Source organism: Sporosarcina sp. P26b (assembly GCF_002743245.1).
GTDB lineage: Bacteria > Bacillota > Bacilli > Bacillales_A > Planococcaceae > Sporosarcina > Sporosarcina ureae_C.
The window spans coordinates 56,210-79,757 of record NZ_PDYW01000001.1 but is presented as its reverse complement, the minus strand read 5'-3'; the positions used below and the strand labels follow the sequence as shown (position 1 = coordinate 79,757).

General features: G+C 41.0%; 21 protein-coding genes and 2 riboswitches. Of the genes, 7 read left to right on the top strand and 14 right to left on the bottom strand.

Going from position 1 to position 23,548, the window contains the following annotated elements:
• The first annotated feature begins 414 nt into the window (after positions 1 to 414).
• The gene (locus tag CSV69_RS00430) at positions 415 to 1,572 is read left to right on the top strand and encodes an acyl-CoA dehydrogenase family protein (RefSeq protein ID WP_099692486.1); all 1,158 of its coding nucleotides are present in this window, start codon (positions 415 to 417) and stop codon (positions 1,570 to 1,572) included.
• Positions 1,569 to 2,126, top strand: coding sequence for an SLOG family protein (locus CSV69_RS00425; RefSeq protein WP_085426697.1), 558 nt, complete (start codon positions 1,569 to 1,571; stop codon positions 2,124 to 2,126). The genes CSV69_RS00430 and CSV69_RS00425 overlap by 4 nt, the downstream gene beginning before the upstream one ends.
• Positions 2,127 to 2,174: 48 nt before the next feature.
• Here the strand turns inward: CSV69_RS00425 and CSV69_RS00420 are convergent, their stop codons facing one another.
• Together CSV69_RS00420 and CSV69_RS00415 are read right to left on the bottom strand one after the other, a co-directional pair.
• Positions 2,175 to 2,714 (bottom strand): hydrolase, encoded by a 540-nt coding sequence (locus CSV69_RS00420; protein ID WP_085426698.1) that lies wholly within the window; start codon positions 2,712 to 2,714, stop codon positions 2,175 to 2,177.
• 137 nt (positions 2,715 to 2,851) lie between these two features.
• Positions 2,852 to 5,041, bottom strand: a complete 2,190-nt coding sequence (locus CSV69_RS00415; RefSeq protein ID WP_085426699.1) for a malate synthase G — start codon at positions 5,039 to 5,041, stop codon at positions 2,852 to 2,854.
• A gap of 404 nt (positions 5,042 to 5,445) precedes the next feature.
• Positions 5,446 to 5,576: riboswitch (cobalamin riboswitch) on the top strand.
• 145 nt (positions 5,577 to 5,721) lie between these two features.
• Here CSV69_RS00415 and metE point away from each other — a divergent pair.
• Positions 5,722 to 8,016, top strand: a complete 2,295-nt coding sequence (gene metE, locus CSV69_RS00410) for a 5-methyltetrahydropteroyltriglutamate--homocysteine S-methyltransferase (RefSeq protein ID WP_085426700.1) — start codon at positions 5,722 to 5,724, stop codon at positions 8,014 to 8,016.
• Positions 8,017 to 8,628: 612 nt separating this feature from the next.
• On the opposite strand, the gene ribH is transcribed toward metE, so the two are convergent.
• The 8 genes from ribH to cyoE all read right to left on the bottom strand — a co-directional run bounded on the left by ribH (position 8,629) and on the right by cyoE (position 16,530).
• Positions 8,629 to 9,096 (bottom strand): 6,7-dimethyl-8-ribityllumazine synthase, encoded by a 468-nt coding sequence (gene ribH, locus CSV69_RS00405; protein WP_085426701.1) that lies wholly within the window; start codon positions 9,094 to 9,096, stop codon positions 8,629 to 8,631.
• Positions 9,097 to 9,108: 12 nt separating this feature from the next.
• A complete protein-coding gene (locus CSV69_RS00400; RefSeq protein WP_099692485.1) occupies positions 9,109 to 10,302 on the bottom strand; it encodes a bifunctional 3,4-dihydroxy-2-butanone-4-phosphate synthase/GTP cyclohydrolase II in 1,194 nt (397 codons plus the stop codon).
• A gap of 14 nt (positions 10,303 to 10,316) precedes the next feature.
• Positions 10,317 to 10,961: a riboflavin synthase gene (gene ribE, locus CSV69_RS00395; protein WP_099692484.1), complete on the bottom strand. Its 645-nt coding sequence runs from the start codon at positions 10,959 to 10,961 to the stop codon at positions 10,317 to 10,319.
• Positions 10,962 to 10,964: 3 nt separating this feature from the next.
• The gene (gene ribD / locus CSV69_RS00390; RefSeq protein ID WP_233192302.1) at positions 10,965 to 12,032 is read right to left on the bottom strand and encodes a bifunctional diaminohydroxyphosphoribosylaminopyrimidine deaminase/5-amino-6-(5-phosphoribosylamino)uracil reductase RibD; all 1,068 of its coding nucleotides are present in this window, start codon (positions 12,030 to 12,032) and stop codon (positions 10,965 to 10,967) included.
• Positions 12,033 to 12,198: 166 nt separating this feature from the next.
• Positions 12,199 to 12,348, bottom strand: a riboswitch (FMN riboswitch).
• Positions 12,349 to 12,404: 56 nt separating this feature from the next.
• On the bottom strand, positions 12,405 to 13,517 hold the full coding sequence (gene menC, locus CSV69_RS00385) for an o-succinylbenzoate synthase (protein WP_099692482.1): 1,113 nt from the start codon (positions 13,515 to 13,517) through the stop codon (positions 12,405 to 12,407).
• Positions 13,507 to 14,349, bottom strand: a complete 843-nt coding sequence (locus CSV69_RS00380; RefSeq protein WP_099692481.1) for a GNAT family N-acetyltransferase — start codon at positions 14,347 to 14,349, stop codon at positions 13,507 to 13,509. The genes menC and CSV69_RS00380 overlap by 11 nt, the downstream gene beginning before the upstream one ends.
• An 11-nt stretch (positions 14,350 to 14,360) precedes the next feature.
• Complete coding sequence (locus CSV69_RS00375) at positions 14,361 to 15,488, bottom strand: M20 peptidase aminoacylase family protein (protein ID WP_099692480.1); 1,128 nt, start codon at positions 15,486 to 15,488, stop codon at positions 14,361 to 14,363.
• A gap of 130 nt (positions 15,489 to 15,618) precedes the next feature.
• Positions 15,619 to 16,530, bottom strand: a complete 912-nt coding sequence (cyoE, locus tag CSV69_RS00370) for a heme o synthase (protein ID WP_085426707.1) — start codon at positions 16,528 to 16,530, stop codon at positions 15,619 to 15,621.
• Between the two features lie 547 nt (positions 16,531 to 17,077).
• Here cyoE and CSV69_RS00365 point away from each other — a divergent pair.
• From CSV69_RS00365 to CSV69_RS00355, 3 genes are all read left to right on the top strand, one after another.
• Positions 17,078 to 18,070, top strand: coding sequence for an ABC transporter substrate-binding protein (locus CSV69_RS00365; RefSeq protein WP_099692479.1), 993 nt, complete (start codon positions 17,078 to 17,080; stop codon positions 18,068 to 18,070).
• A gap of 111 nt (positions 18,071 to 18,181) precedes the next feature.
• Positions 18,182 to 19,045 (top strand): ABC transporter permease, encoded by an 864-nt coding sequence (locus CSV69_RS00360; RefSeq protein WP_335696121.1) that lies wholly within the window; start codon positions 18,182 to 18,184, stop codon positions 19,043 to 19,045.
• Positions 19,042 to 20,283, top strand: a complete 1,242-nt coding sequence (locus tag CSV69_RS00355; protein ID WP_085426709.1) for a quaternary amine ABC transporter ATP-binding protein — start codon at positions 19,042 to 19,044, stop codon at positions 20,281 to 20,283. The genes CSV69_RS00360 and CSV69_RS00355 overlap by 4 nt, the downstream gene beginning before the upstream one ends.
• 43 nt (positions 20,284 to 20,326) lie before the next feature.
• Here CSV69_RS00355 and cobT read toward each other — a convergent pair whose 3' ends face one another.
• Positions 20,327 to 21,388, bottom strand: coding sequence for a nicotinate-nucleotide--dimethylbenzimidazole phosphoribosyltransferase (cobT, locus tag CSV69_RS00350; protein WP_199170376.1), 1,062 nt, complete (start codon positions 21,386 to 21,388; stop codon positions 20,327 to 20,329).
• Positions 21,389 to 21,549: 161 nt separating this feature from the next.
• Between cobT and CSV69_RS00345 the strand changes: the two genes are divergently transcribed.
• The gene (locus CSV69_RS00345) at positions 21,550 to 22,050 is read left to right on the top strand and encodes a ferritin (RefSeq protein WP_085426711.1); all 501 of its coding nucleotides are present in this window, start codon (positions 21,550 to 21,552) and stop codon (positions 22,048 to 22,050) included.
• A gap of 13 nt (positions 22,051 to 22,063) precedes the next feature.
• Here the strand turns inward: CSV69_RS00345 and CSV69_RS00340 are convergent, their stop codons facing one another.
• From CSV69_RS00340 to CSV69_RS00335, 3 genes are read right to left on the bottom strand one after another with little or no spacing between them, the layout of a single operon-like run.
• Positions 22,064 to 22,276, bottom strand: coding sequence for a cysteine-rich CWC family protein (locus tag CSV69_RS00340; RefSeq protein ID WP_099692478.1), 213 nt, complete (start codon positions 22,274 to 22,276; stop codon positions 22,064 to 22,066).
• A gap of 13 nt (positions 22,277 to 22,289) precedes the next feature.
• The gene (locus CSV69_RS16745) at positions 22,290 to 22,439 is read right to left on the bottom strand and encodes a hypothetical protein (protein WP_157129920.1); all 150 of its coding nucleotides are present in this window, start codon (positions 22,437 to 22,439) and stop codon (positions 22,290 to 22,292) included.
• A 15-nt stretch (positions 22,440 to 22,454) separates the two neighbouring features.
• A complete protein-coding gene (locus tag CSV69_RS00335) occupies positions 22,455 to 23,453 on the bottom strand; it encodes an Era-like GTP-binding protein (protein ID WP_232319580.1) in 999 nt (332 codons plus the stop codon).
• Between the last annotated feature and the right edge of the window lie 95 nt (positions 23,454 to 23,548).

Genomic DNA, 23,548 nt, shown 5'->3' with positions numbered 1-23,548 from the left:
TATTTTCGTATAGACTTTACCAAAATATACTTAAAAACATAACCTTTGACATGTTATTTAATTATATCTGATAATACCTCACCATTATTAGGCATTAAGTTTTCTGAGACTGATAAACGAACATACATATCGTGACTTTATGCTATTAATATACTGAAACAAAAAATGGGAAAACGTAGAATTCTTCAGCAATAGATGTCGCTAAACGGAACGTAAATACTCTAACGTTTCTCCATCATACGACACGAACTTTTTTCTTTCGTCAGAATGGTAATTATTTTGTTTTTCTAGTATACTAGAATTTCATGACTCTTGAGAGAAGTACTCAAGGTAATCTATCATTTCTACATACATTTACAAAAAAACACAAAATTAAAAGCAGTATTAGACTGAAGTAGTTAGGACGTGTTACTCGTGTCGACAGAACTTTTTATCACAACGGACTTTCAACGCCGATGGGTCAATGAATTGACTGAGGCAGGTCCGTTTTTCAGTAGCTTTTCAGAACGATCTGATCAGCTCTCAAAATTTCCAAAAGAGAATATAGAAAAACTTGTGGAAATGGGCTATACGACGCTTACCCTACCTAGAGAATTCGGAGGCGCGGGTAGCACAGTGACGGACATGGTTCTTTTCCAAGAGACCATAGCTCGCTTCGATAGTGCTACCGCTCTCGCAATTGGCTGGCATCAAGGAGTTGTTGGTGAGCTGTACGAGAGCCGTAAATGGACGGAAGAACAACTGGCACAGTTTAGTGAAGCGATTCAACAAGGTGCGCTTGTTAATCGCTCCGTTACAGAAGCACAAACTGGTAGTCCAACTCGTGGCGGCCGTCCACAAACAACCGCAGTACGCACTGTAAATGGCTGGGTGATTTCAGGAGAAAAGACGTTTACAACTATGGCGCCTGCCCTTACTCATATCCTTGTATCTGTTTGGATTGAAGAAAAACAGAAAACAGGCTTCTTTTTGTTGCCAAGTGAAACGGCTGGTCTTTCCATTAAAGATACTTGGCATATGATTTCAATGCGCGGTACAGAAAGCCAGACGCTTGTGCTAGATCATGTCCAAGCAACAAACGAACAGTTAGTAGAAGTGAATGAAGCGCCACGCGCTAATAACCAGAATGGCTGGCTTTTACATATTCCTGCATGTTATATGGGAATTGCCCAGGCGGCTCGTGATTATGCAGTGCACTTTGCGGCTACTTATCAGCCAAACAGCCTCAATGAACCTATCGCTTCCCTTTTCAATATTCAAACGCAAATCGGAAAGATGGATTTAGAGCTAATTAAGGCACGCCACTTACTTTACGATATAGCAGGTATTTACGACGATTCTGCGCGTCGGGTTCACTTACAAAATGAGCTTGGAGTAGCGAAATCGATTGTGACAAACAGTGCAATTGAAATTGTTAATTTAGCAATGCGTATTGTAGGTGCAAAGAGTTTGGAATTATCGAACCCTCTTCAGAGACATTATCGCGATGTACGGGCTGGTCTTCACAATCCACCGATGGATGATATGACGATTACAAAACTTGCACAAGCAGCAATAAGTGGACAACAATGATTAAACGTCTACTCGTGAGCGGTTACAAAGCCCATGAACTAGGAATTTTCAATGAAGACCATCAAGGTATACCTATCATCAAAAAAGCATTGACGGATCAATTATTGGCACTTCTAGATCAAGGGCTTGAATGGGTTATAGTCAGTGGACAGCTCGGTGTTGAAACGTGGATTATTGAATGTGTGTGGGAATTGCAGGAAGACTATCCTCAATTACAATACGCGGTTATTACCCCATTTCTTGATCAGCAATCGAAATGGAATGAACTTAAACAAGAAACATACGAGCAGATCATAGCACTAGCCGATTATTCTGTAAGTCTGACGAATAAACCTTATGAAGCACCTTGGCAATTTGTCGAGAAGAATAAGTTTTTACTTCGAAATTCAGATGCTTTGTTACTTCTATATGATGAAGAAAACGAAGGTTCACCAAAGTTCCTGAAAAAAATGGCGGTACAGCTAGCCGAGACAACCAACTATGAGTTATTATCTATAACCGCTGATGATCTACAACTTATCGCGGAAGATTTACAACGAGAACAATGGGAATAAGAAAAAGCGAAATGCCGAAAACAGGCATTCCGCTTTTTTTATTTGGATTTACTTAATTACTTTTAAAACTTGCTTAAATTCATCTGTCCCTGCCTCACCAAGTAACTCATATAAAGCGGTTTCTACAGAAGTTCCAGACACTCCTAGATGCTTCATCTTTTGCAAACCAATCATTTTATTTGCTTCCGTTCTGGAGGTCACAGCATCTACTACTACTTCCACTTCATAGCCCTGCTTCACAAGATCAGCTGCTGTCATATAGACGCATATATGCGTTTCTATTCCCGCAATTAATACTTGCTTTCTTCCCAGCTTCCGCAGTTGGTTGACAAATTCTTCATTGCCCATTGCGCTGAATGTCATTTTGGCAATCGGTCGCTGACCTTCAAGCAAGTTCGATAACGATTCAGTAGTCGGCCCTAAACCATCAGGGTATTGTTCTAGCCATAGAATGGGAACATCGAGTACTTGTAATCCTTTAATCAATTTTTCCAGGTTATCATGCAATTCCTTACTTTCATTGACGATTTGTGCGAGCTTTCCTTGAACATCTACTAGTACGAAAACTGTTTGATTTGTTTGCAACATGTTTTATTCATCCCCTTTTCAACATTCCTGCTAGTATAGCATGTTTACAGATTTATTAGAAAACATCCATCTCTGTTTAGTTACGTAAAAAACCGACTCTCTTTCGTTAGTGAAAGAGAGTCGGTTTGGAATGGTTATTAGTTTTGTACTGTCGCTTTTTGTTTTGCTTTTGCTTTAGCTTCAATACGTCGAGCATGCAAGATTGGCTCCGTATATCCACTCGGCTGTTCTGCCCCTTTAAAGATCAGGTCAGATGCCGCCTGGAACGCGATGGAATCATCGTAGTTCGGTGCCATCGGTTGATACAATTCATCATCCGAGTTTTGCTGATCTACTACTTTTGCCATCCGCTCCAAAGTTTCCTTTACTTGTTCTTTCGTACAAACGCCATGACGTAACCAGTTTGCAATGTGCTGACTCGAAATACGTAATGTTGCACGGTCTTCCATTAATCCGACATCATTGATATCAGGAACTGTTGAACACCCTACTCCTTGGTCGATCCAGCGAACTACATAACCTAGGATTCCTTGTGCGTTGTTATCTAGTTCCGATTGTACTTCTTCAATAGACCAGTCCGCATTAGGTGCCAATGGAATATCAAGGATACCATCGCGGTAATCGATTGAACTGTCGATTCCAGCTTGCACTTCTTTAACATTTACTTCATGGTAATGCAATGCATGCAAAATGGCTGCTGTTGGTGACGGAACCCATGCAGTGCTCGCTCCCGCTTTTGGATGAGCAATTTTCTGTTCAAGCATTGCGGCCATTAAGTCCGGCATAGCCCACATTCCTTTACCAATTTGCGCGTGTCCAGGTAGACCCGCTCCAATTCCGACTGCAACGTTTGCAGATTCATAAGAAGATAGCCATTTAGATGTCTTCATATCCGCTTTACGAATGACTGGACCTGCTTCCATAGATGTATGAATTTCGTCACCTGTACGGTCAAGGAATCCAGTATTGATAAATGCAATACGCTCTTTCACTTCATTAATTGCAGATTTCAGATTCAATGACATTCTGCGCTCTTCATCCATAACCCCAATTTTAATCGTATTGCGCTCAACACCTAGTAGATCTTCAATACGATCAAATAGTTTGTTTGCAAATGCCGCCTCAGCCGGACTATGCATTTTCGGTTTTACGATGTAAATAGAATTGTGAAGCGAGTTTTTAAACTCTGCGTTTTCTTTAAAGTTATGCGTAGCAATCAAAGACGTAAGAACACCGTCCAAGATGCCTTCAGGTACTTCATTGCCATTTTCGTCGAGGATCGCATTGTTAGTCATTAAGTGACCTACGTTACGTACGAACATCAATGAACGACCACGCAGTGTCAACTGCTTGCCATCACCACCAGTATACGTACGATCGGCATTTAGTTTTCTTGTAACTGTTTTACTACCACGCTTGAATGTAGATTCCAAGTCACCCTTCATTAGACCAAGCCAGTTACGGTATACGCCAACTTTATCTTCGGCATCCACTGCAGCAATCGAGTCTTCACAATCCATCAATGTAGAAAGTGCCGCTTCAAGTACTAGATCTTTCACACCCGCTTTATCACTTTTCCCGATTGGATTATTCTTGTCGATTACGATTTCGATATGCAATCCATTATTCACTAACAATACAGCAGTCGGCGCGTCTTCTTTGCCATTATATCCAACAAACTTGGACTCATCTTGCAATAGAACCGTGTTACCGCTTTCAAGCGTCACTTGAAGTTTACCTTCTACAATTTTATAAGCCGTTACCTCTGCATGAGAACCCTCAGCTAAAGGTGCTGCTTGGTCTAATAATTTTTTCGCAAAATCAATAACCTTTTGTCCACGAATCGGATTGTATTGAACGCCAGCTTCAGCACCCGCATCATCACTAATTACATCCGATCCGTAAAGTGCATCGTATAGACTTCCCCACCTAGCATTCGCTGCATTTAATGCATACCGGGCGTTATCAATTGGAACTACCAATTGTGAGCCTGCTTGGTTTGCGACTTCATTGTCAACGTTAGCTGTTGTCACTTTAAAGTCTTCAGGAACTGGCTCTAAATAGCCAATCTCTTGTAAAAACTCTTTATATTTAGCGAAATCAATTTCGCCTTTATTATTTTGGTGCCATTCGCTAATAGTCTTTTGCAATTCATCACGTTTTTCTAATAGCGCTTTGTTTTCAGGAGCAAGTTCATGAATGAGCGAATCAAAGTTTGCCCAAAATTGATCTTTTTGGATTTCTAAGCCCGGTAGAACATCTTCGTTTACGAAGTTATACAGTTCTGTTGCGACTTGCAGTTTACCTACTTTTTCATAATTTGTCATGGAAAAAAGCCACCCCTTAATATTTTTTGCGCTACTCTGTTGTATAACATGTAGCGATGAACACTATTTATCATCGATTATTCAGCAATACCCCATAGCCTGCTAATTACAAAACAGCACATAAAAGATGATTATTTTCTTCATTTGAAGACGTGTTAGTACATATCATACCTAAAGTCTAGTTAACTTTCAACTGAATTGTGAAAATTTTCACATCTCGATTAAGTAGATGTGATTGTAATCATCTACAACAGTTATATAACAGTTTATGTAGAGAAGTCTTCACTCCTCTCGCACCTATCTTTCTACTTTAATAATTGTTCTATAGGTAGTAATCATTAAATATAGATAGCAAGTTGACACCTGTTTTTCCATATGATAGCTTTAGAGACAATCATCTGAATTGAATAGTTTGAAAAATAGGTGAAATGAAAAATTTTTCATTTCCTAATAGGGAATCCTTTCTTGGAGCGGTCCCGCCACTGTGAAGACGCCCAGCGTCCAGCCAGATACCTGCCTATTTTTCACAACGCTTAATCCTACGGTGAATAGGGAAGTGTTAGACACACGCAGTCTATAAATACGTGCTTTTTTATGCATGTGTTTTATACATACGCGACCTTCTAACATTTCCCCGAGAAATGTTTTTTTATTACAAAAATTTCAAGGGGGAATAATCAATGGTTAAAAGTAGTATCGCAGGCTATCCTGTTATAGGTGAAAATCGTGAATGGAAACGTGCACTCGAGGCATTTTGGTCGAACAAGATCTCACAAGACGAGCTTCTTCAAACAACGAAAGAAATTCGATTGGCCAACTTAAAAAAGCAGCAAGAGGCAGGCGTGGACTTAATTGCCGTGGGTGATTTCACATTGTATGATCGCGTACTAGATACATCTGCAATGTTCGGCATCATACCTTCACGCTATAACTGGAAAGGCGGACAAGTTTCCACTTCCACATACTTCTCAATGGCTCGCGGCAATGACGAGGCAGTTGCCTCTGAAATGACCAAGTGGTTCAATACGAACTATCACTATATCGTACCCGAATACGAGGGTCAGCGTTTTGAGTTGACGGAGAACAAGCCACTTGCTGCCTATCGTGAAGCAAAGAACGAACTAGGCATTGAAGGGAAACCCGTTCTTTTAGGGCCTTATACATTATTAAAATTATCTAAAGGATACGCAGAAAAAGACGTACCATCCATCATCTTGCAATTGATTCCACTTTATCAAAAAGTTTTACAGGAACTACAGGATGAAGGTGTGCAGTGGGTCCAAATCGATGAGCCTATTCTATCTACCTCCATTTGCTCAGATGAAATGAAAGCTGTCACTGAAATATATTCACAGTTGACGAAAAATCTCGATGGACTGAATATTCTTTTGCAGACTTACTTTGATTCAGTAGAACATTATGTAGAGACTATCGCATTGCCAGTTGCAGGAATTGGACTTGATTTCGTCCACGGAGGCGAGAAAAACTTAAAGAACTTGGCGCAATACGGTTTCCCTAAAAACAAAGTGCTTGCAGCCGGAATTGTAGACGGACGCAACGTATGGCGATCAGATTTGGAGGAAAAACTAGTATTATCTGAAACAATCCAGAAGCACGTTTCAGCTGACAACTTGTGGATTCAACCATCTTGCAGTCTGCTTCACTCACCTGTTACGACTCGTTCTGAACAGAAGCTTGATGCAACGATCTTGAATGCTTTAGCATTTGCTGATGAGAAAATTGAAGAAATCAAAACGATTCAAACGTCTTTACTACACGGAAGGGAAAAAGTCGCTACGGAATTCAAAAAAAGCGAAGAAGCATTGAACGCATTTAATGCGCTCCCTGCTCGTAACAATAAAGAAGTGCGTGAAGCAACGTCCGGAAGTTTACTTTCCGAAAGTAAACGAAGTTCACTATTTGCGGAACGTAAAGTGAAGCAGCAGGAAAAATTCCAATTGCCACTGCTTCCTACTACTACAATAGGTAGTTTCCCACAAACTCCGGAAGTACGCGCTACACGTAATAAATGGAGAAAAGATGAAATTACAGATCAGCAGTACAAAGACTTCGTACATGCCGAAATTAAAGAATGGATTGATATTCAAGAAGACTTAGGGCTAGATGTATTAGTTCATGGTGAGTTCGAACGGACGGACATGGTTGAATACTTCGGAGAAAAGCTAGACGGCTTTGTCTTCACTGAAAAAGCTTGGGTTCAGTCCTACGGTTCACGTTGTGTGAAGCCACCAATCATCTTCGGAGACGTTGCATTCATTAAACCGATGACAGTCGAAGAATCCGTTTATGCAAAATCACTCACAGATCACGAAGTAAAAGGAATGCTTACAGGTCCTGTAACCATTTTAAATTGGTCATTCGTTCGTGATGATTTGTCAAGAGAAGAAGTGACAAACCAAATTGCACTTGCTTTACGCAAGGAAGTCGAAGCGCTTGAAGCGGCAGGTATTCATATGATTCAAGTAGATGAGCCAGCACTTCGTGAAGGTCTTCCGTTGAAAAAAGCTGAATGGAAACACTATTTAGATTGGGCAGTCAATGCATTCCGCGTGTCTACTGCATCCGTAAAAGATACGACGCAAATCCACACGCATATGTGCTATTGTGATTTCAACGATTTTATTGAGGCAATCAGCGCACTTGATGCAGATGTCATCTCAATTGAAACTTCACGTAGTCACGGTGACTTGGTTGAAGCTTTCAATGAGTATCACTACGACAAAGGAATCGGCTTAGGCGTCTACGACATCCATAGTCCACGCGTCCCAGCCGTTGAAGAGATGACGGAGATTATCAACAAAGGCCTTGAAGTTCTCGAGCCCAACCAGTTCTGGATTAATCCCGATTGTGGTTTGAAGACAAGAAAGCGCGAAGAAACGATTGCTGCATTAAAGAACATGGTCGTCGCTACTGTACAGGCACGTGAAAAGTTAGGCGTAGTTGCGGTTAAATAATGAATTTAGAACTGTCTAAGAAACTATATTCGTTTCTTAGACAGTTTTTTTCTTTGAAAGTTTTTATTAGAGTAGCTGACGCTGGTGTTCGTGAGGGGATTTGCGCTTCGGAAGGACGTATTTCCGGAGGGTGGGCGGTGAACCACCTCTAGTGCAAAGATGTGCTCCTAACGCTTCACTTTTACTCGCAAAAGCCGTAGTTCGCTATGGCTCTCGCACCAATCTCTTGCAATGCGAGTAAGCGATACTCTTTGTAGTGCATTAAGGTTATGGTTATGGTTATGGTTATGGTTATGGTTATGGTTATGGTTGTGATTAATGTTGAGCTTTCAAGGCTATGAGCGGTTATCAAGGTTCTATGATCACTTAGATGAATCTATGAGCACTCGTGGCGTCTGATAGAGCGGATTCTGCGTGCTATAGAGCGCAAAATGTGTTCTATGAGCGCTCAAACGGATTCTATGAGCGAAAGCTGGATGCCGAAGCTTCCATCCCCTTGCGCTCACTAAGTAACTAACTATCCATAAACTCTTGCTCTTAAACATAACAACACAAAAAGGATGCCCCATGAAGTAAGTAACTTCAGGAACATCCTTTTTTTCTACTCACTAATCAGTCAAACTGCTTCGTGAGGTTCGCCATCTCAATAGCAGACACCGCTGCGTCCCAACCTTTGTTGCCTGCCTTAGTCCCCGCACGCTCGATCGATTGCTCAATCGTATCCGTCGTTAGCACACCAAAGATCACCGGGATTCCAGATTGCATACCCGCTTGAGATACACCCTTTGCCACTTCATTACAAACAAAGTCAAAGTGAGGTGTCGCGCCGCGGATTACTGTACCGAGCGTAATGACTGCATCATACTTTTTAGAATCCGCCATCTTCTTCGCAATCAGCGAAATTTCAAATGCTCCTGGTACCCACGCTACGTCTACGTCCGCTTCATCTACACCATGTCGTTTGAATGCGTCTTGTGCACCGGATAGTAACTTCCCAGTGATGAACTCATTGAATCGACCTACAACAATTCCTACTTTTAAGCCTGTACCTACTAAATGCCCTTCGAATATATTACCCAATTTTATCTCTCCTTATAAAGTTAATAAATGACCTAGTTTTTCCGCTTTTGTGTGTAAGTATTTTTCGTTCGCTTCATTAAATGGTAGCTGAATTGGAACACGTTCGACCACTTCCAACTCATATCCTTTTAAACCGGCAATTTTCTTCGGATTATTCGTCAACAGACGCATTTCTCGAATGCCTAGTTCCCGCAGTATTTGCGCACCGATTCCGTAGTCGCGCAAATCCGCCGCAAATCCAAGCTTTTCATTCGCTTCCACTGTGTCAAAACCTTGTTCTTGCAGTTCATAGGCTTTCAGTTTATTGATCAAACCTATACCTCTGCCTTCTTGGCGCATATAAAGCAATACACCCCGTCCTTCTTCTTCAATCTGAGTAAGCGCCGCGTGAAGTTGCGGACCGCAGTCACAGCGACAAGAACCAAAAACGTCGCCTGTTAAACATTCCGAATGGACTCTTACCAAAAACGGTTCTTCTGTCGTGACGTCCCCTTTTACCAACGCCACATGTTCTTTACCTGTCATAGTTTCAGTATAGCCAACCATGCGGAACTCTCCGTAATCTGTAGGCAACTTAATTTCCGCTTCACGAATCACTAATTGCTCTCGTTGTAGACGGTAATGAATTAGATCTTGAATCGTAATTAATTTCAAATTCAGTTCTTCGGCCATCTGACGTAATTCAGGCACACGCGCCATTGTTCCGTCTTCACTCATGATTTCGCAAATCACACCTGCTGAAGCACTCCCTGCTAATCTTGCCAAATCCACAGCAGCTTCAGTATGTCCAGTCCGTTCAAGCACGCCTCCCGACTTCGCTATAAGGGGGAATACATGCCCTGGGCGTTTGAATTCACTTGAAGTTGCAGTGGACTCCATCATTTTAACGATTGTATCAGCTCGTTCAAATGCGCTAATACCCGTATGTGTAGATTGATGGTCGACACTGATTGTAAATGCCGTGCCATGGGAATCTGTATTATGATCGGTCATCATGGATAAATCCAGTTGCGTAGCTTTCTGTTCCGTAATCGGCACACAAATCAAGCCGCGACCTTTCGTTGCCATGAAATTGATAATTTCCGGTGTGACTTGATCAGCCAGCGCAACGAAGTCCCCTTCATTTTCTCGGTCTTCATCATCCACTACGATGACAACTTTTCCTTGACGTAAGTCTTCTAATGCTTCTTCGATTGTATGAAACATCCTCATTCACTCCTTCACATAAATCCGTGTTGTTGTAAAAAGTCTTTCGATAACGTTTGACCATTGTCTTGTCTTTTCTGCAGCATGTTCTCGACATATTTAGCGAGCATATCGCATTCAAAATTGACCATCTCACCTATATTCTTTTTTGCAATGACTGTCATTTCTTGTGAATGCGGGATTAAAGAAATTGTAATATCTGTATCTTTCACTTCAAAGATTGTCAACGATGTCCCATCCAATGCAATAGAGCCTTTATGTACTAAATATTGGCCATATCCTTCTGGTAGTGATAAGCGGATATATAATGCATTATCAACTGTTCGCTTGTCACGAATAGTCGCTACACCATCTACATGTCCCGTAACAAAATGTCCGCCAAGCCTGCCGTTCGCAGCAAGGGCACGTTCTAGATTCACCGTGCTTCCTGATGTCAATTGTCGTAAAGAAGTTGAGGTTATGGTTTCAGGCATAACGTCTGCTGCGAATTGATTTTTCGTAAAGCTTTTGACTGTCAAGCAAACACCGTTCACCGCAATGCTGTCGCCGATACTTACATCGGTCAATACAACAGATGCAGCTATCGTCAATGTCATGGACTGAGCACCTGGTTGTATATGTTTAACCGAGCCGATCTCTTCGATTATTCCTGTAAACATCGCTTAATCACTCTCTTTCGGTACCGCAATGATTTTTATGTCAGGTCCAATCATTTCTACACTTTCAAATGCAAATGGAAACGCATCATCCATCAATTGTGGGTCAAGTCCACCAATCGGTGTCAGAGAACCTGTTCCACCCAGTAATTTTGGGGCTACATAACAAATGACTTTCTGCACCACACGCGCTTTGACGAATGACGCATTAATGGCCGCGCCACCTTCTACTAGTAACGTCATAACTCCACGTTTTCCTAATTCTAGTAGAATGTCTTCTACAATCAACTGGGGTTTCTGCATGCGAATGATCTGAACATGCGGCTTCCTAAGTAACTTTTCATGCGATAGTTCTGCATATTTTCCACAAAAGATCCATGTCGGTGCTTCTGTGTTTTGAATCACTTGACTAAACTCTGGTGTTCGTAAAGATGTATCTAAAATGACTCGAATAGGATGTTTTCCACCTAGGGGCAGTCTGGTGGTGAGAAGAGGATTATCATGAAGAAGCGTTTGAACGCCTACTAAAATTGCATCTTGCGTATGGCGAAGTTGATGGACATCGAGTCGCGCTTGCTCACTCGTCACCCATTTACTATCTCCTGTTGAAGTTGCAATTTTACCGTCTATCGTCATAGCTGTTTTCATTGTCACATGAGGTGTTTTATTTTTAATAAAATGAAAAAATGATTCATATAGTTTTTTAGCGCGTTCATTGTAGAGACCTTCAGTTACTTCTACTCCCGCTTCAAGTAGTTTCGCTATACCATTACCTGCTACAAGCGGATTGGGATCCGTTGTGGCGATATAGACATGCTTGATACCTGCTTGAATAACAGCATTTGCACAAGGAGAAGTTTTACCAGTGTGTGAACAAGGTTCAAGTGTTACATACAAATCGGCACCTGTTGCTCTTGCTCCTGCCATGTCTAGCGCTACACGTTCCGCATGGCGCTCCCCCGCTTCTAAATGCGCACCCATCCCTATGATTCTGCCGTCTTTTACTAAGACCGCACCTACTGGTGGATTGGGAGAGGTTTGACCTGCTACGTTCTCTGCGAGTTGTAAGGCCATTTCCATATACTCCTGATTCACTCTGCAACACTCCAACTTACGGTATTCCTCTAGTGACAATTCTACATACAAAAAGCCCCGCAATATTTTATGCGGGGCTTGTAACCATAACAAAATAAACGTTATACGCAGCAATGAAAAAATCATTACATGTAGTATATACGTACTGTTCCTTCTCTCATCCAGACTTTAACTGTCGGCTTTGGAGTTTCACCAAATCCACCTTCTGCTTTATATAAAGCATCCGGGTCACGGACTAAGAGCTTGTTAGCTCATCACCGTCGGTAGGGAATTACGCCCTGCCCCGAAGGAAACATATTCGATTAATTAAGAGTCTAGCATACATATTCCGAAATTGACAATACTGAATATTTATTCAGCCGTAAATACCCACTTATCTACCGTGAATCTTTCAATCGCATCCATATTAGGCGAATAGCCGATTCCATCGTCAGTCGGAACCGTGATGTAGCCATTCTCGGCAACTACTTCAGGCGAAATAATATCTTGTTCCCAGTAACGTGAAGATCCTGCTGTATCGCCAGGTAAAGTGAAGTTCGGTAGGGTGGTCAATGCTACATTTTGTGCACGTCCAATACCCGATTCCAACATGCCGCCACACCAAACATCAATTCCTTTTTCTGCACAATAATCATGGATTTTCTTCGCTTCCGTCAGTCCACCCACTCTACCGACTTTCACATTAATAATTTTGCAACTACCGATCTCGATCGCTTTCCGAGTATCTTCAAGTGAATGAATACTTTCGTCAAGACAGATCGGAGTCTTAATTTGTTTTTGCAGCGTTGCGTGATCAATAATATCATCTGATGCGAGCGGTTGCTCTATCATCATTAAATTGAACTGATCCAATTCCTTTAACAACTCTACATCATCTAACGTATAAGCGGAGTTTGCATCTGCCATCAAAGGGACATCCGGATACACTTCACGGATAGCTTTGAGGACTTCTATGTCTTTTCCAGGTTTGATCTTTACTTTAATACGCTTATATCCTTCATCGATGAAGTTTTTGATAGTCGCTAATAAATCCTCTACATTATCTTCAATGCCAACACTGATTCCTACTTCGATACGCTCGCGCTTTCCACCGAGCGCAGCGGCTAACGTCATATGATGACGCTTGGCATACGCATCCCAAATAGCTCCTTCAATTGTTGCTTTAGCCATATTATTTTTACGTATATGTCCGAATAAACCCGTTACTTCATCGGGATGTTCAATAGACTTACCTAGAACGGCAGGTATTAAGAAGTCACGGAGCATATGAATCGTTGTTTCCGTCGTCTCTTCACTATACCAAGGGGCTGTGAATGCGACAGACTCCCCCCATCCTTCGTTTCCGTCATCGTCCGTTACAGTTGCTAGTAGGAAATCTTTCTGCTGCATCGTTCCAAAACTCGTTGTAAATGGATGTTTCATCATCATATTTATTCTGCGTAATGTAACCGAATTAATTCTCATTAGATAAGCTCCTTTGATTAGGCAACGGTATGATAGAACGCTTGCAGAATCGATAATATGCCACCGTGTCTTCGGTTATACATACATCAATCAAAGCAAACCCTCCCTCACACAGTTGTCGAAATATGGTTCTCGTCTTCATTCGCCATTCATAGGCTAGTTCTGGTTTTTTCTGCTTTATCAATTGTATATTCTTTGGCACAGGCACTTCCATTGCTTCTGCCAGTAGCCATTTATTTGTATCAGGCATGCGTAAGATAGGAAATGAATCGCTGTCTACACTAGTCTCAAAAGGGCGACTGTATTGTAGATTGGGCTGCCATTTATTCATGACACGCGCACTATCAATCCACCAAGCTACTTGGAAGCGGTCAGTTGGTAAACCTTTGTTCAGCCCATCATCCATTTTGCCATAACAATCCACTATATAGTCATAGCACACTCCAAATAGCTTGGAAGTATTCAGGTAGGCGTTGCGGCTTTCGAGAGGATCAAATGTCCAAACTATTAGCCTGTATCCCATTTCTCGTGCAAGTCGAAGTTGTTCGTCTTTCAACAGCTTTCCAATTCCCAGCATCTGAAATTCTTTGTCTACTGCCAGCATATGAGAGCATAGGTATACCTGTCCTTCTGTATAACCTGTAAAACTGTAGGAATAACCGACCATTTGCTCTTTTAGAAATGCCCCGACAATTAACCCGCCATTTTTGACAGCAGTCATTGTTTGATGGACAGGGATAGGCTCCATTCCCCAGATTTTCTTCTCGAGTTTTTGCATCGCATACAGGTCTTTAAGTTCGGTCACTTTTCTAACTTTAATATCCAGGGTCATGACATCACCTTCTACTTTTTTGATTGAAACGTTAATTCTAAAGCAGTCGTTAAGATTTCAACTCCTGTTGCTAACGCGTCTTGATTGAATGTCATATGCGGATGGTGAAGTCCTGGTGTTAAGCCACATCCTAAACCGAGCATAGTGCTTTTGACAGTAGGACGCTGTACAGAATAAAAGTGGAAGTCTTCTCCGCCTGGTGTGACAACAGTACGAGTAGCTTTGTCTTCTCCCACTACACTGACAATTGCTTGGTACATCAATTCTTCCGCTTCAGCATCCACTTCCGCAGCTACCATTTCCGCCATTACATCATAATCAATAACTACATCATATTGCGCAGCAACTGCTGAAATGACACGTTCAACATGCTGATATAACTCATCCATTACTTTATTCTCTTGTGCACGCAAGTCTAAACTGAACTTCGCATTGCCTGGAATAATGTTCGCGGATTCTCCTCCAGCCTGGAACATCGTCATTTTCGCCGTGTGAGAAATAATCGGATTACAATGAATGGACTGCAATCCACTGACTAGTGAAGCACCTACTTCAATCGCATTTTTCCCTTGGTGAGGACGCGCGCCATGCGCTTCAGTTCCTTTTATTATACCACTTACCATCTTTGCCGCCCCATGACGTAAAGAGGCCGTGGAGCAACCGTCATCCATTTCATCCGCAGCACGCACATGAACGCCAAACAAGTACTCAATGTCATCAATAATCCCCTGATCAATTACAGCTAATGCACCTTTCCCTTTTTCCTCTGCAGGTTGAAAAAACACTTTCAATGTGCCTTTTTCAGGAATTCCACGTTCTTTGGCCATTAGCAGTGCACCGATCCCCATCGTCATATGTCCGTCATGACCGCATGAGTGATTTGCTTGATATACGCCGTCTACTTCCTGCCATAGCGCATCTATATCCACACGTAATCCGACTACCGGCTTGCCTTCACCAATTGTGACAGACAAACCTGTCATCCCGTCAAACAAATTGACATTAAATCCTTCACGCTCAAGAAATTCTTTCAAATAACGTGTTGTTTCTGTTTCTTTCCAACTGACTTCCGGATGCTTATGTAAATGCGCAAACACTTCGTCTAATTTCGGTTTTAGCAACCGTACCTGCTCTTTCATTAAAGCGCCCCCTATAGCAAACTTCATCAAATTATTTAATAGTTAATGCTGACTTTTCAAACTTCTTAATAAGTCTAACATAAAAAAGACTCCCGCTTCACACTGTGAAGGGAAGTCTGTTCTGTATTTATTAAAACGTCCAAAGAATCATCATACCGAACAATAACGTCATGTAATTGACTGAGTATAAGAACATAAAGTTGGCCCATTTATAATCATCTTTTGCATAGAAACCGTAAATGCTAGCTGCAATATATCCAATGTTCATCAATGTAGCGATAACAAGGAAGGTAGTACCGAACATCGTTAAGAGGAACGGTAATGGCAGGAGACATAATACATAATAAAGCATTTGACGTTTTGTAAAAGCAAAGCCGTAAACAACAGGGAGCATCGCAACATTCGCTGCGCTATAGTCATTGTATTTCTTCATGGCGATCGCAAATGTATGTGGCATTTGCCAAATGAATAGTATCGCCACCAATACAATGGGTACAACATGATCCGCTGACATAATCGCTGCCCATCCAATAATAGGAGTAACAGCACCCGATACACTACCAATCACTGTATTCAATGTATATTTGCGTTTAGACCACATCGTATAGGGTATTACATAAGTAAACCATCCAATAAATGCATAAATTGCTGCTTCTAACGTAGTGAATATTAATAACAACATTCCAATTCCCGATAATATCAAACCGATATTCAACACAGTCTTCAAAGCGAAATTACCTGTCACAGTAGGACGGTTTTTTGTTCTCTCCATCACTGTATCAATATCAGAATCAAACCAGTTGTTCATTACCAGTGCACCCGCAACGAGCAAAGTGCTACCTATCATGGTGAGTAGGAATACACCCCAGTTTTGCGCGAGTGACATGCCTGAAAAATACAACGCCAACCAAAACCCCACAAAAACCGGAAAGATATTCGCAATAAGGACAGGTCCTTTAACTAATGATTTAATATCCGAGAAGAAGGTAGACGCCGAGCGGCTTTGACTAGTACTCGAAACAATATGGGCTTCTTTCGTCATATGGATCCGTTCTCCTTTTACGTTACATTTCAATGATTTTTCCATTCGTACATATAACTATATCATTTTCTTAAAAGCAAAATCAAAAAAACAAGACAATTCCTCATAAACTGTTACAAAAATTTGTCCGCCGCTACTTAATAAGAGAAATGTCGATAAAAATCAACATTTTTTCACATTATTTTATAACGAATTATCTAATAGCAAATTCCCCTATTTTTCGACAGAACGCGAACCTATACCCCCTATAGGTTCTAACACTTGTTTACCTACCTGAATCAACCCTGTTTAATTTACCATTTTCATTATAAAATACGATTTAAATACACATATAAATTGTATGGCATCAACTGTTTTCTCAATATTTAAATTGATATTAATTTTATTATCCTGTAAACTTGCTTAATAGTATTGCGAAAAAACAATGATGATTTTTCCTTGATCTCTTTAACTGCCCATTTCTGTATCCTATGGCTGATTTTAAGAGATCCAAGTAAAAAACAGCATTTCGTAATGAAAAAATTATAAAGAGAAGGGATTTGATTTTTTGAGAAAGTTTATGTTGTTTTTCTCCATCTCCACATTATTGCTTTTAGCAGCCTGCGGTAATAGTGCGAGCAAAGATTCTATCAGTAAAATTCAACTGGCTGATGCTGGTTGGGATAGTATCCGCATCCATAATAGTATTGCACAAATTATTTTAGAGGACGGCTACGGATATGAGACAGAAGTAGTAAACGGCACGTCTAGTGCAACATTGCAAGCGCTACAACAAGGCGATTTGCAGGTTTATATGGAAGTTTGGTCTGATAACCTAGGTGAAGCATATACAAAGGCAGTCGACAGCGGTGATATTGAATCCGTTTCAACAAACTTCGACGATAATGACCAAGGTCTTTATGTACCGACTTATGTAATTAAAGGTGACAAGGAAAAAGGTATTGAAGCAGTAGCTCCAGATTTAAAAACTGTGAAAGATTTAGAAAAGTACCCTGAACTATTCCAAGATCCTGAAAACAAAGACAAAGGACGCATTATCGGTGCACCTTCAAGCTGGTTGGTAAGTAAACACTTGGATGAAAAGATCACTACGTATGGTTTGGATGAAAAATATACCTATCTATCTCCTGGTTCAGATTCTTCTATCGTAGCCGACTTGGCAAGCGCATATAAAAAAGGCGAGCCATGGGTTGGATATTACTGGTCCCCTACATGGGTGACTGCAACATACGACTTAACTCTTTTGGAAGACGAGCCATTTGACCAAGAAGCATGGGATAAAGATAAGTCTGGCGCATTCCCTCCGAATGATGTTTTCGTCAGCGTTCACAAAGACTTAAAAACACAAGCTCCTGAAGTAGTAGAGTTCTTAAGTCACTACGAAACAAGCAGTGCATTAACAGAAGAAGCATTGAAGTATATGGGTGACAATGAAGCAAGCCCAGAAGATACTGCAAAGTGGTTCATGAACGAACATGAAGATCTTTGGACTTCATGGGTACCTGAAGATGTAGCCGAGAAAGTAAAGGCTGCACTGTAAGTAATTATAGATTTAGGGGTGGACGCATTCCGCTCCACCTCTTTTTCGATTGTGTCCATATTAAAATTAGAGAAAGAGAGGGACAAGCTAGTACGTCCTAGCTTATTGCCTATGATGAATGAATTCCCAAACGTCAGAATACCTATAGGAGATTATGTAGAAAAGTTTATTGATTTTCTAGCGATGAACTTTGGATGGTTATTTGATTTCATTTTCACAATCGCCTCTACTACAATCCGAACTATTGAATCCGCTTTACTTGCCACGCCTTGGTGGGTCATCATGATTATAGTTTTCCTACTTGGCTGGTATTTAAACAACATATTAAACGGGCTAATGTTTGCCGCCTTTATCTTTTTAATTGGATCCTTCAACTTATGGGAGGATACGATGACAACAGTTGCGATTATACTTATATCTGTTGTATTGTCCCTCGCGATTGGTATTCCGGTCGGTATATTGATGGCGTTTAGTAAGACATTCTCCGTCATCATGCGTCCTATTTTGGATGCTATGCAGACCATGCCAACATTTGTGTACTTAATACCAGTAATATTCTTCTTCCCACTTGGGAATGTTCCCGCAATTATTGCGACAATCATTTATGCGTTACCACCTGTGATCCGTTTAACAGAACTCGGTATTCGAAACGTTGACTCTGAAGTGATTGAATCAGCAGAATCATTCGGATCTTCTCGAAATCAAATGTTAGTGAAAGTACAACTACCACAAGCTTTACCTACTATGATGGCAGGAATTAACCAAACTACGATGATGGCTTTGTCCATGGCTGTAGTAGGTTCGATGGTCGGTGCTCACGGATTGGGTGAACGCGTACTATTCTCGATTAACCAAATCAATATTTCATTAGGTTTTGAAGCCGGAATCAGTATCGTTTTCTTAGCAATTATTATTGACCGTTTAACAAACGGTGTGGCAGACCGCCTACAAAGTACAGGGAGGAGATCAGCATGACCGTTAAACTCAAAGTAGAGAATGTCACCAAGATCTTTGGTCCTCGCCCTAAGAAAGTCATTCCCATGATTGAAAAAGGAGCGTCCAAACGGGAGATCCTTGAAAAGACTGGACATACAGTAGGTGTCTATAACGCCAACATGGAAATCATGGAAGGTGAAACTTTCGTCATCATGGGCTTATCGGGAAGTGGTAAATCGACACTCATCCGTTGCTTCAATTTATTGAACAAGCCTACTTCAGGTGCAATCTATGTAGATGGTGAAAATATCGTCAAATACAATAAAGAGCAATTGAAGTTTTTCCGCCAGAAGAAAATCGCGATGGTCTTCCAGCACTTTGGTTTGTTTAGCCATAGAACGGTTATGGAAAACATTGAGTACGGTTTGGAGATTCGGGGTTTGTCGAAAAGCGAGCGTCGCGCTATTGCGCAAAAGCATATCGATACAGTCGGTCTAAAAGGGTACGAAAATCAATATCCTGATGAGTTATCAGGCGGTATGCGTCAGCGTGTAGGGATCGCCCGAGCTTTAACGAATGATCCAGACATTTTATTAATGGACGAACCGTTCAGTGCACTTGACCCACTTATTCGCAGAGAAATGCAACTGGAACTTTTGGATATTCAGACTCGTCTTCAAAAAACAATTATCTTCATCACGCATGATGTTAACGAAGCTTTCCGTATCGGTGACCGCGTGGCAGTTATGAAAGATGGAAATGTCGAACAAGTAGGTACACCAGAAGAGTTATTGGAGACACCGGCAAACGATTATATTATTGACTTCACTCGTGAAATTGACCGTTCCAAAGTGTTGCAAGCTGAGAATATCATGTCAAAACCATTAAGCGTCATGAACGGCAAAGATGGTTTACATGTTGCAATCAAAAACATGGAAGAGCACGGCATTTCAAGTGTCTTTATTACGAATCGTGAACGACAATTGCTTGGGTTAGTTACAATTGATGGCGCAATCGATGGTGTAAAGAACAAAAAGACCTTGGAAGAAGTTATGATAACGGATGTATTGACAGCTACTCCTGAGGAATATGTGCAAGATATTATTCCTCGTGTATTAGATTCTAAGTATCCACTCGTTGTTGTAGATGAAACGAACCGAATTGAAGGGATTATTTTACGGGTTCACGTACTTTCAAGCATTATCAGTAATACGATTCATGTTGATGACGAAGAAGTAGTGAATACACCTGTCGAAACAGTTGAGGTATTGAAATAACAAAAAGGAAGAATGGGCATCGTTGCTCACTCTTCCTTTTTTATTAATTTTTTCCGGAAACGCCTGCACTTTCAAAGGTCGCCATTTCATTGACCATCCGAACAGCCGATTGAATGATACTATATGCCACAGCAGCACCAGTACCTTCACCAAGCCGCATGGAGAGAGAAAGAATGGGTTCTTTTTCTAAATATTGAAATGCTCTTTGATGTCCCGGTTCCATCGACTGATGACCTAGCAACATATATCCTGACGCCCCTTCACCTAAAGTTTCAGCTACACACGCTGCAGCTGTTGATATAAAGCCGTCCAGAATGACAGGAACACGTCTAGATGCTGCCGCAAGCATGGCACCAGTCATCGCTGCCAACTCTAAGCCACCAACCTTACGTAGTACATCATAGCCGTCTGTAGGGTTTGGATTATGAAGCATCAATGCGTCTTGAACTACTTTAATTTTATGTACGTGCTGTTCAGAGGAAATCCCTGTGCCATATCCAACAAGTTCTGCAGGGTCAATTTCTGTTATTGCCGCCACAACCGCACTACTTGAAGTAGTATTGCCGATTCCGACTTCTCCTACAACGAGACAATCTACACCTTTTTCAAACAGGTTAAGTGCTTCTCGATAACCAATATCGATAGCTTTTTCCACTTCATCTTGAGTCATCGCTTCAGCACGTAAAAAATTCTTTGTACCTTGACGAATCTTGCAATCTTTTACAGGTGAAGAAAATGATTCACCTATGACCCCTACATCTACTAATGCAAATTCGGCTTGTTGTTGCCTGCCGAACACATTGATTGCCGCTCCACCTGCAGACATATTGTGAACCATTTGGCGTGTAACAAGTTGGGGGAAAGCAGAGATCCCTTCCTCTACTATTCCATGATCTGCAGCAAATACCACTATTCCTAATCGCTTGATGGAAGGCTGTTTCCGACCTTGTATTTCAGCTAAAGTGATGACAATTTCTTCTAACTTACCTAAACTGCCGACCGGCTTTGTCAGGATATCCAAATGCATTTTCGCTTCTGCTCCAGCTTGACTATCTAAAGCAGGGATCGTAAACATTTTCAATTGATGACCTTCTTTCTTATCCATTCAATATATAATTGTACTAGCCCTACTAGTATATCAGGAGATATGGACTGCTATCTAACGAAAGAACTATTATGCAATTATTGTCGATTACAGGTATACTGTAGATAGCGTAAATACTACATGTTGCGCTGACCAGTCACTACTAAAAAGGGGCGATACAGATGATTAGTGAAAAATTAGCACAGGCATTAAATGAACAAATGAACAACGAGTTCGCTGCAGCACAAACGTATTTGTCTATGGCTTCTTATTGTGAATACCGTAATTACAACGGCTTCGCACACTTTTACCTTCAACAAGTTGAAGAAGAGCGCCATCATGCCATGAAGATTTATTCTTACTTGAACGATCGTGGCATCCGTGCAATTATTACCGCGACGCCTGCACCTACTACTTCATTTGATAATCTAGTTCATACGTTCGAAGTAGCACTATTACAAGAAAAAGAAGTCACAAAATCATTCTATCAAATCATGGATATGGCTTGGGAAGAAAAAGAGCATGCTACGATTTCTTTCCTAAACTGGTTCCTTGACGAGCAAGTTGAAGAAGAAGCAACATTTGATAGACATATTGAGTATTTGAAGCGTATCCGTGAAGATAAGAACGCTTTATTTATTTACGAGAAAGAGCTTTCTACTCGTTCATTCGAAACTGAATAAAAAAACAGGCAAGCTAGCGGTCCCCCAACCCCTTGCTTGCCTTTTCTATTTCAGTAATGCGATGTAAACACTTTTCGCAAATGCACTGTTTATACAGTTGTTCTTCAGGGATTTTCCGAAATACTTCATCTGTAAATACTTTCTTTGTACACCAGCAAATCTCTGGTTCCGCGGATAGATTCGAACACTTATTATTTTCTTGGCAAATCGGACATTGAGTAATCAAGTAATCCCCTTCTCTACAAACGATGTTTATCCAACTCAGCTGTATTTTTCTTCTCTAATTCCACTACTCGGTCTTCCAATTCTTTATTGCGTTTCATACTCTCCATCGAATACAAACCAGCCAGTAAAGCGACCACAAACGTTGCGTAGTTAAACCACTCCATACAACCGTCCCCTTTTTACTTTTGTTTTTTCAAAAATGTTTTATATACTTTTTTCAATGTTTCAGGTGTGAGTTCCATATTATTTTCATACATGTACTTCACTGCATAACCTAACGCAATCGTCATTGATCCTGCAACACTTGCGGCCACGACCATTCCCGCACCCGGAATTACTTTCACGATTTGACGGAAAGCGGTTTTACCGATATTTCCTACAATCGTTGCGATGATCAATTCCTTAGCGTGATCTTTCGTGATAGGCTTTCCATATAATGTCGATAACTTCAACATAAGGCCCACTTGCAATGTTGTCAAAGGGATAAAATCAGCACCTGGAATGGGAGCTGCGCCGATTGCAGCTGCTGATGCACCGCTAGCCAGAATCCACCTCTTGGCAATAGATGACTTGTCTGCCATATTCGCAGCCAGTAATAGATCTTTATTTGCATCTTTTAAGTGTTGGAGGATCTCTTTTTGTAAGAACTCCATCTGCTCTCCTGTCTTTGATGATATGGGTATAACCGGATAGGCAAACCCAGTATGCTCCAAAACATAGTTCACTAAACTCGGAACGTCATCTGCTGCATCAATTTTATTGAGTACTAGAATAATTTTCTTATTCAGCGTAGCAATCTTATTCAATGATTTTAGTTCGGTATCTGACAAAACGGTACCCGCTGCATTTAGAAAGAAAAGAATGACGTCTGCTTGATTATAAAACTTCAATGTCTCATTGGAATGTTCCTGATAGATATCATCAAGACCAGGTGTATCAACAAATAATATTTTGTCACTGTAATAAAACTTCTTAACTTCCTTCGTTTCACCCGGTTGCGCTCCTACTTCAGCTACATCTTTTTGCATGAGGCGGTTCAGTGTAGAAGACTTCCCTGCATTGACGTCTCCAACCATCGCAATCAATATTTCCTTTTTTAGTTGTTCATTAATTAGTTCCGACTCAGACTTAAAAATCTCATCAAATGATTCATCCGACATAAATTTAGATGTTTTCATTGTAGCACTTCCATTCATTAAGTTTGACTATTCTGATTATCCTATTGTGAAAAAGAGCATCAGTCATTCACTCTCATTTGACTGATGCTCTACGC

What these genes read in the sequence shown, in the direction of transcription:
- CSV69_RS00425 (WP_085426697.1), top strand. Translation starts at nt 1,569, where the DNA reads ATGATTAAACGTCTACTCGTGAGCGGTTACAAAGCCCATGAACTAGGA.
- CSV69_RS00420 (WP_085426698.1), bottom strand. Translation starts at nt 2,714, where the DNA reads ATGTTGCAAACAAATCAAACAGTTTTCGTACTAGTAGATGTTCAAGGA.
- CSV69_RS00415 (WP_085426699.1), bottom strand. Translation starts at nt 5,041, where the DNA reads ATGACAAATTATGAAAAAGTAGGTAAACTGCAAGTCGCAACAGAACTG.
- metE (WP_085426700.1), top strand. Translation starts at nt 5,722, where the DNA reads ATGGTTAAAAGTAGTATCGCAGGCTATCCTGTTATAGGTGAAAATCGT.
- CSV69_RS00400 (WP_099692485.1), bottom strand. Translation starts at nt 10,302, where the DNA reads ATGTTTCATACAATCGAAGAAGCATTAGAAGACTTACGTCAAGGAAAA.
- ribE (WP_099692484.1), bottom strand. Translation starts at nt 10,961, where the DNA reads ATGTTTACAGGAATAATCGAAGAGATCGGCTCGGTTAAACATATACAA.
- ribD (WP_233192302.1), bottom strand. Translation starts at nt 12,032, where the DNA reads ATGGCCTTACAACTCGCAGAGAACGTAGCAGGTCAAACCTCTCCCAAT.
- menC (WP_099692482.1), bottom strand. Translation starts at nt 13,517, where the DNA reads ATGAGAATTAATTCGGTTACATTACGCAGAATAAATATGATGATGAAA.
- CSV69_RS00380 (WP_099692481.1), bottom strand. Translation starts at nt 14,349, where the DNA reads ATGACCCTGGATATTAAAGTTAGAAAAGTGACCGAACTTAAAGACCTG.
- CSV69_RS00375 (WP_099692480.1), bottom strand. Translation starts at nt 15,488, where the DNA reads ATGAAAGAGCAGGTACGGTTGCTAAAACCGAAATTAGACGAAGTGTTT.
- cyoE (WP_085426707.1), bottom strand. Translation starts at nt 16,530, where the DNA reads ATGACGAAAGAAGCCCATATTGTTTCGAGTACTAGTCAAAGCCGCTCG.
- CSV69_RS00360 (WP_335696121.1), top strand. Translation starts at nt 18,182, where the DNA reads ATGATGAATGAATTCCCAAACGTCAGAATACCTATAGGAGATTATGTA.
- CSV69_RS00355 (WP_085426709.1), top strand. Translation starts at nt 19,042, where the DNA reads ATGACCGTTAAACTCAAAGTAGAGAATGTCACCAAGATCTTTGGTCCT.
- cobT (WP_199170376.1), bottom strand. Translation starts at nt 21,388, where the DNA reads ATGGATAAGAAAGAAGGTCATCAATTGAAAATGTTTACGATCCCTGCT.
- CSV69_RS00345 (WP_085426711.1), top strand. Translation starts at nt 21,550, where the DNA reads ATGATTAGTGAAAAATTAGCACAGGCATTAAATGAACAAATGAACAAC.
- CSV69_RS16745 (WP_157129920.1), bottom strand. Translation starts at nt 22,439, where the DNA reads ATGGAGTGGTTTAACTACGCAACGTTTGTGGTCGCTTTACTGGCTGGT.
- CSV69_RS00335 (WP_232319580.1), bottom strand. Translation starts at nt 23,453, where the DNA reads ATGAAAACATCTAAATTTATGTCGGATGAATCATTTGATGAGATTTTT.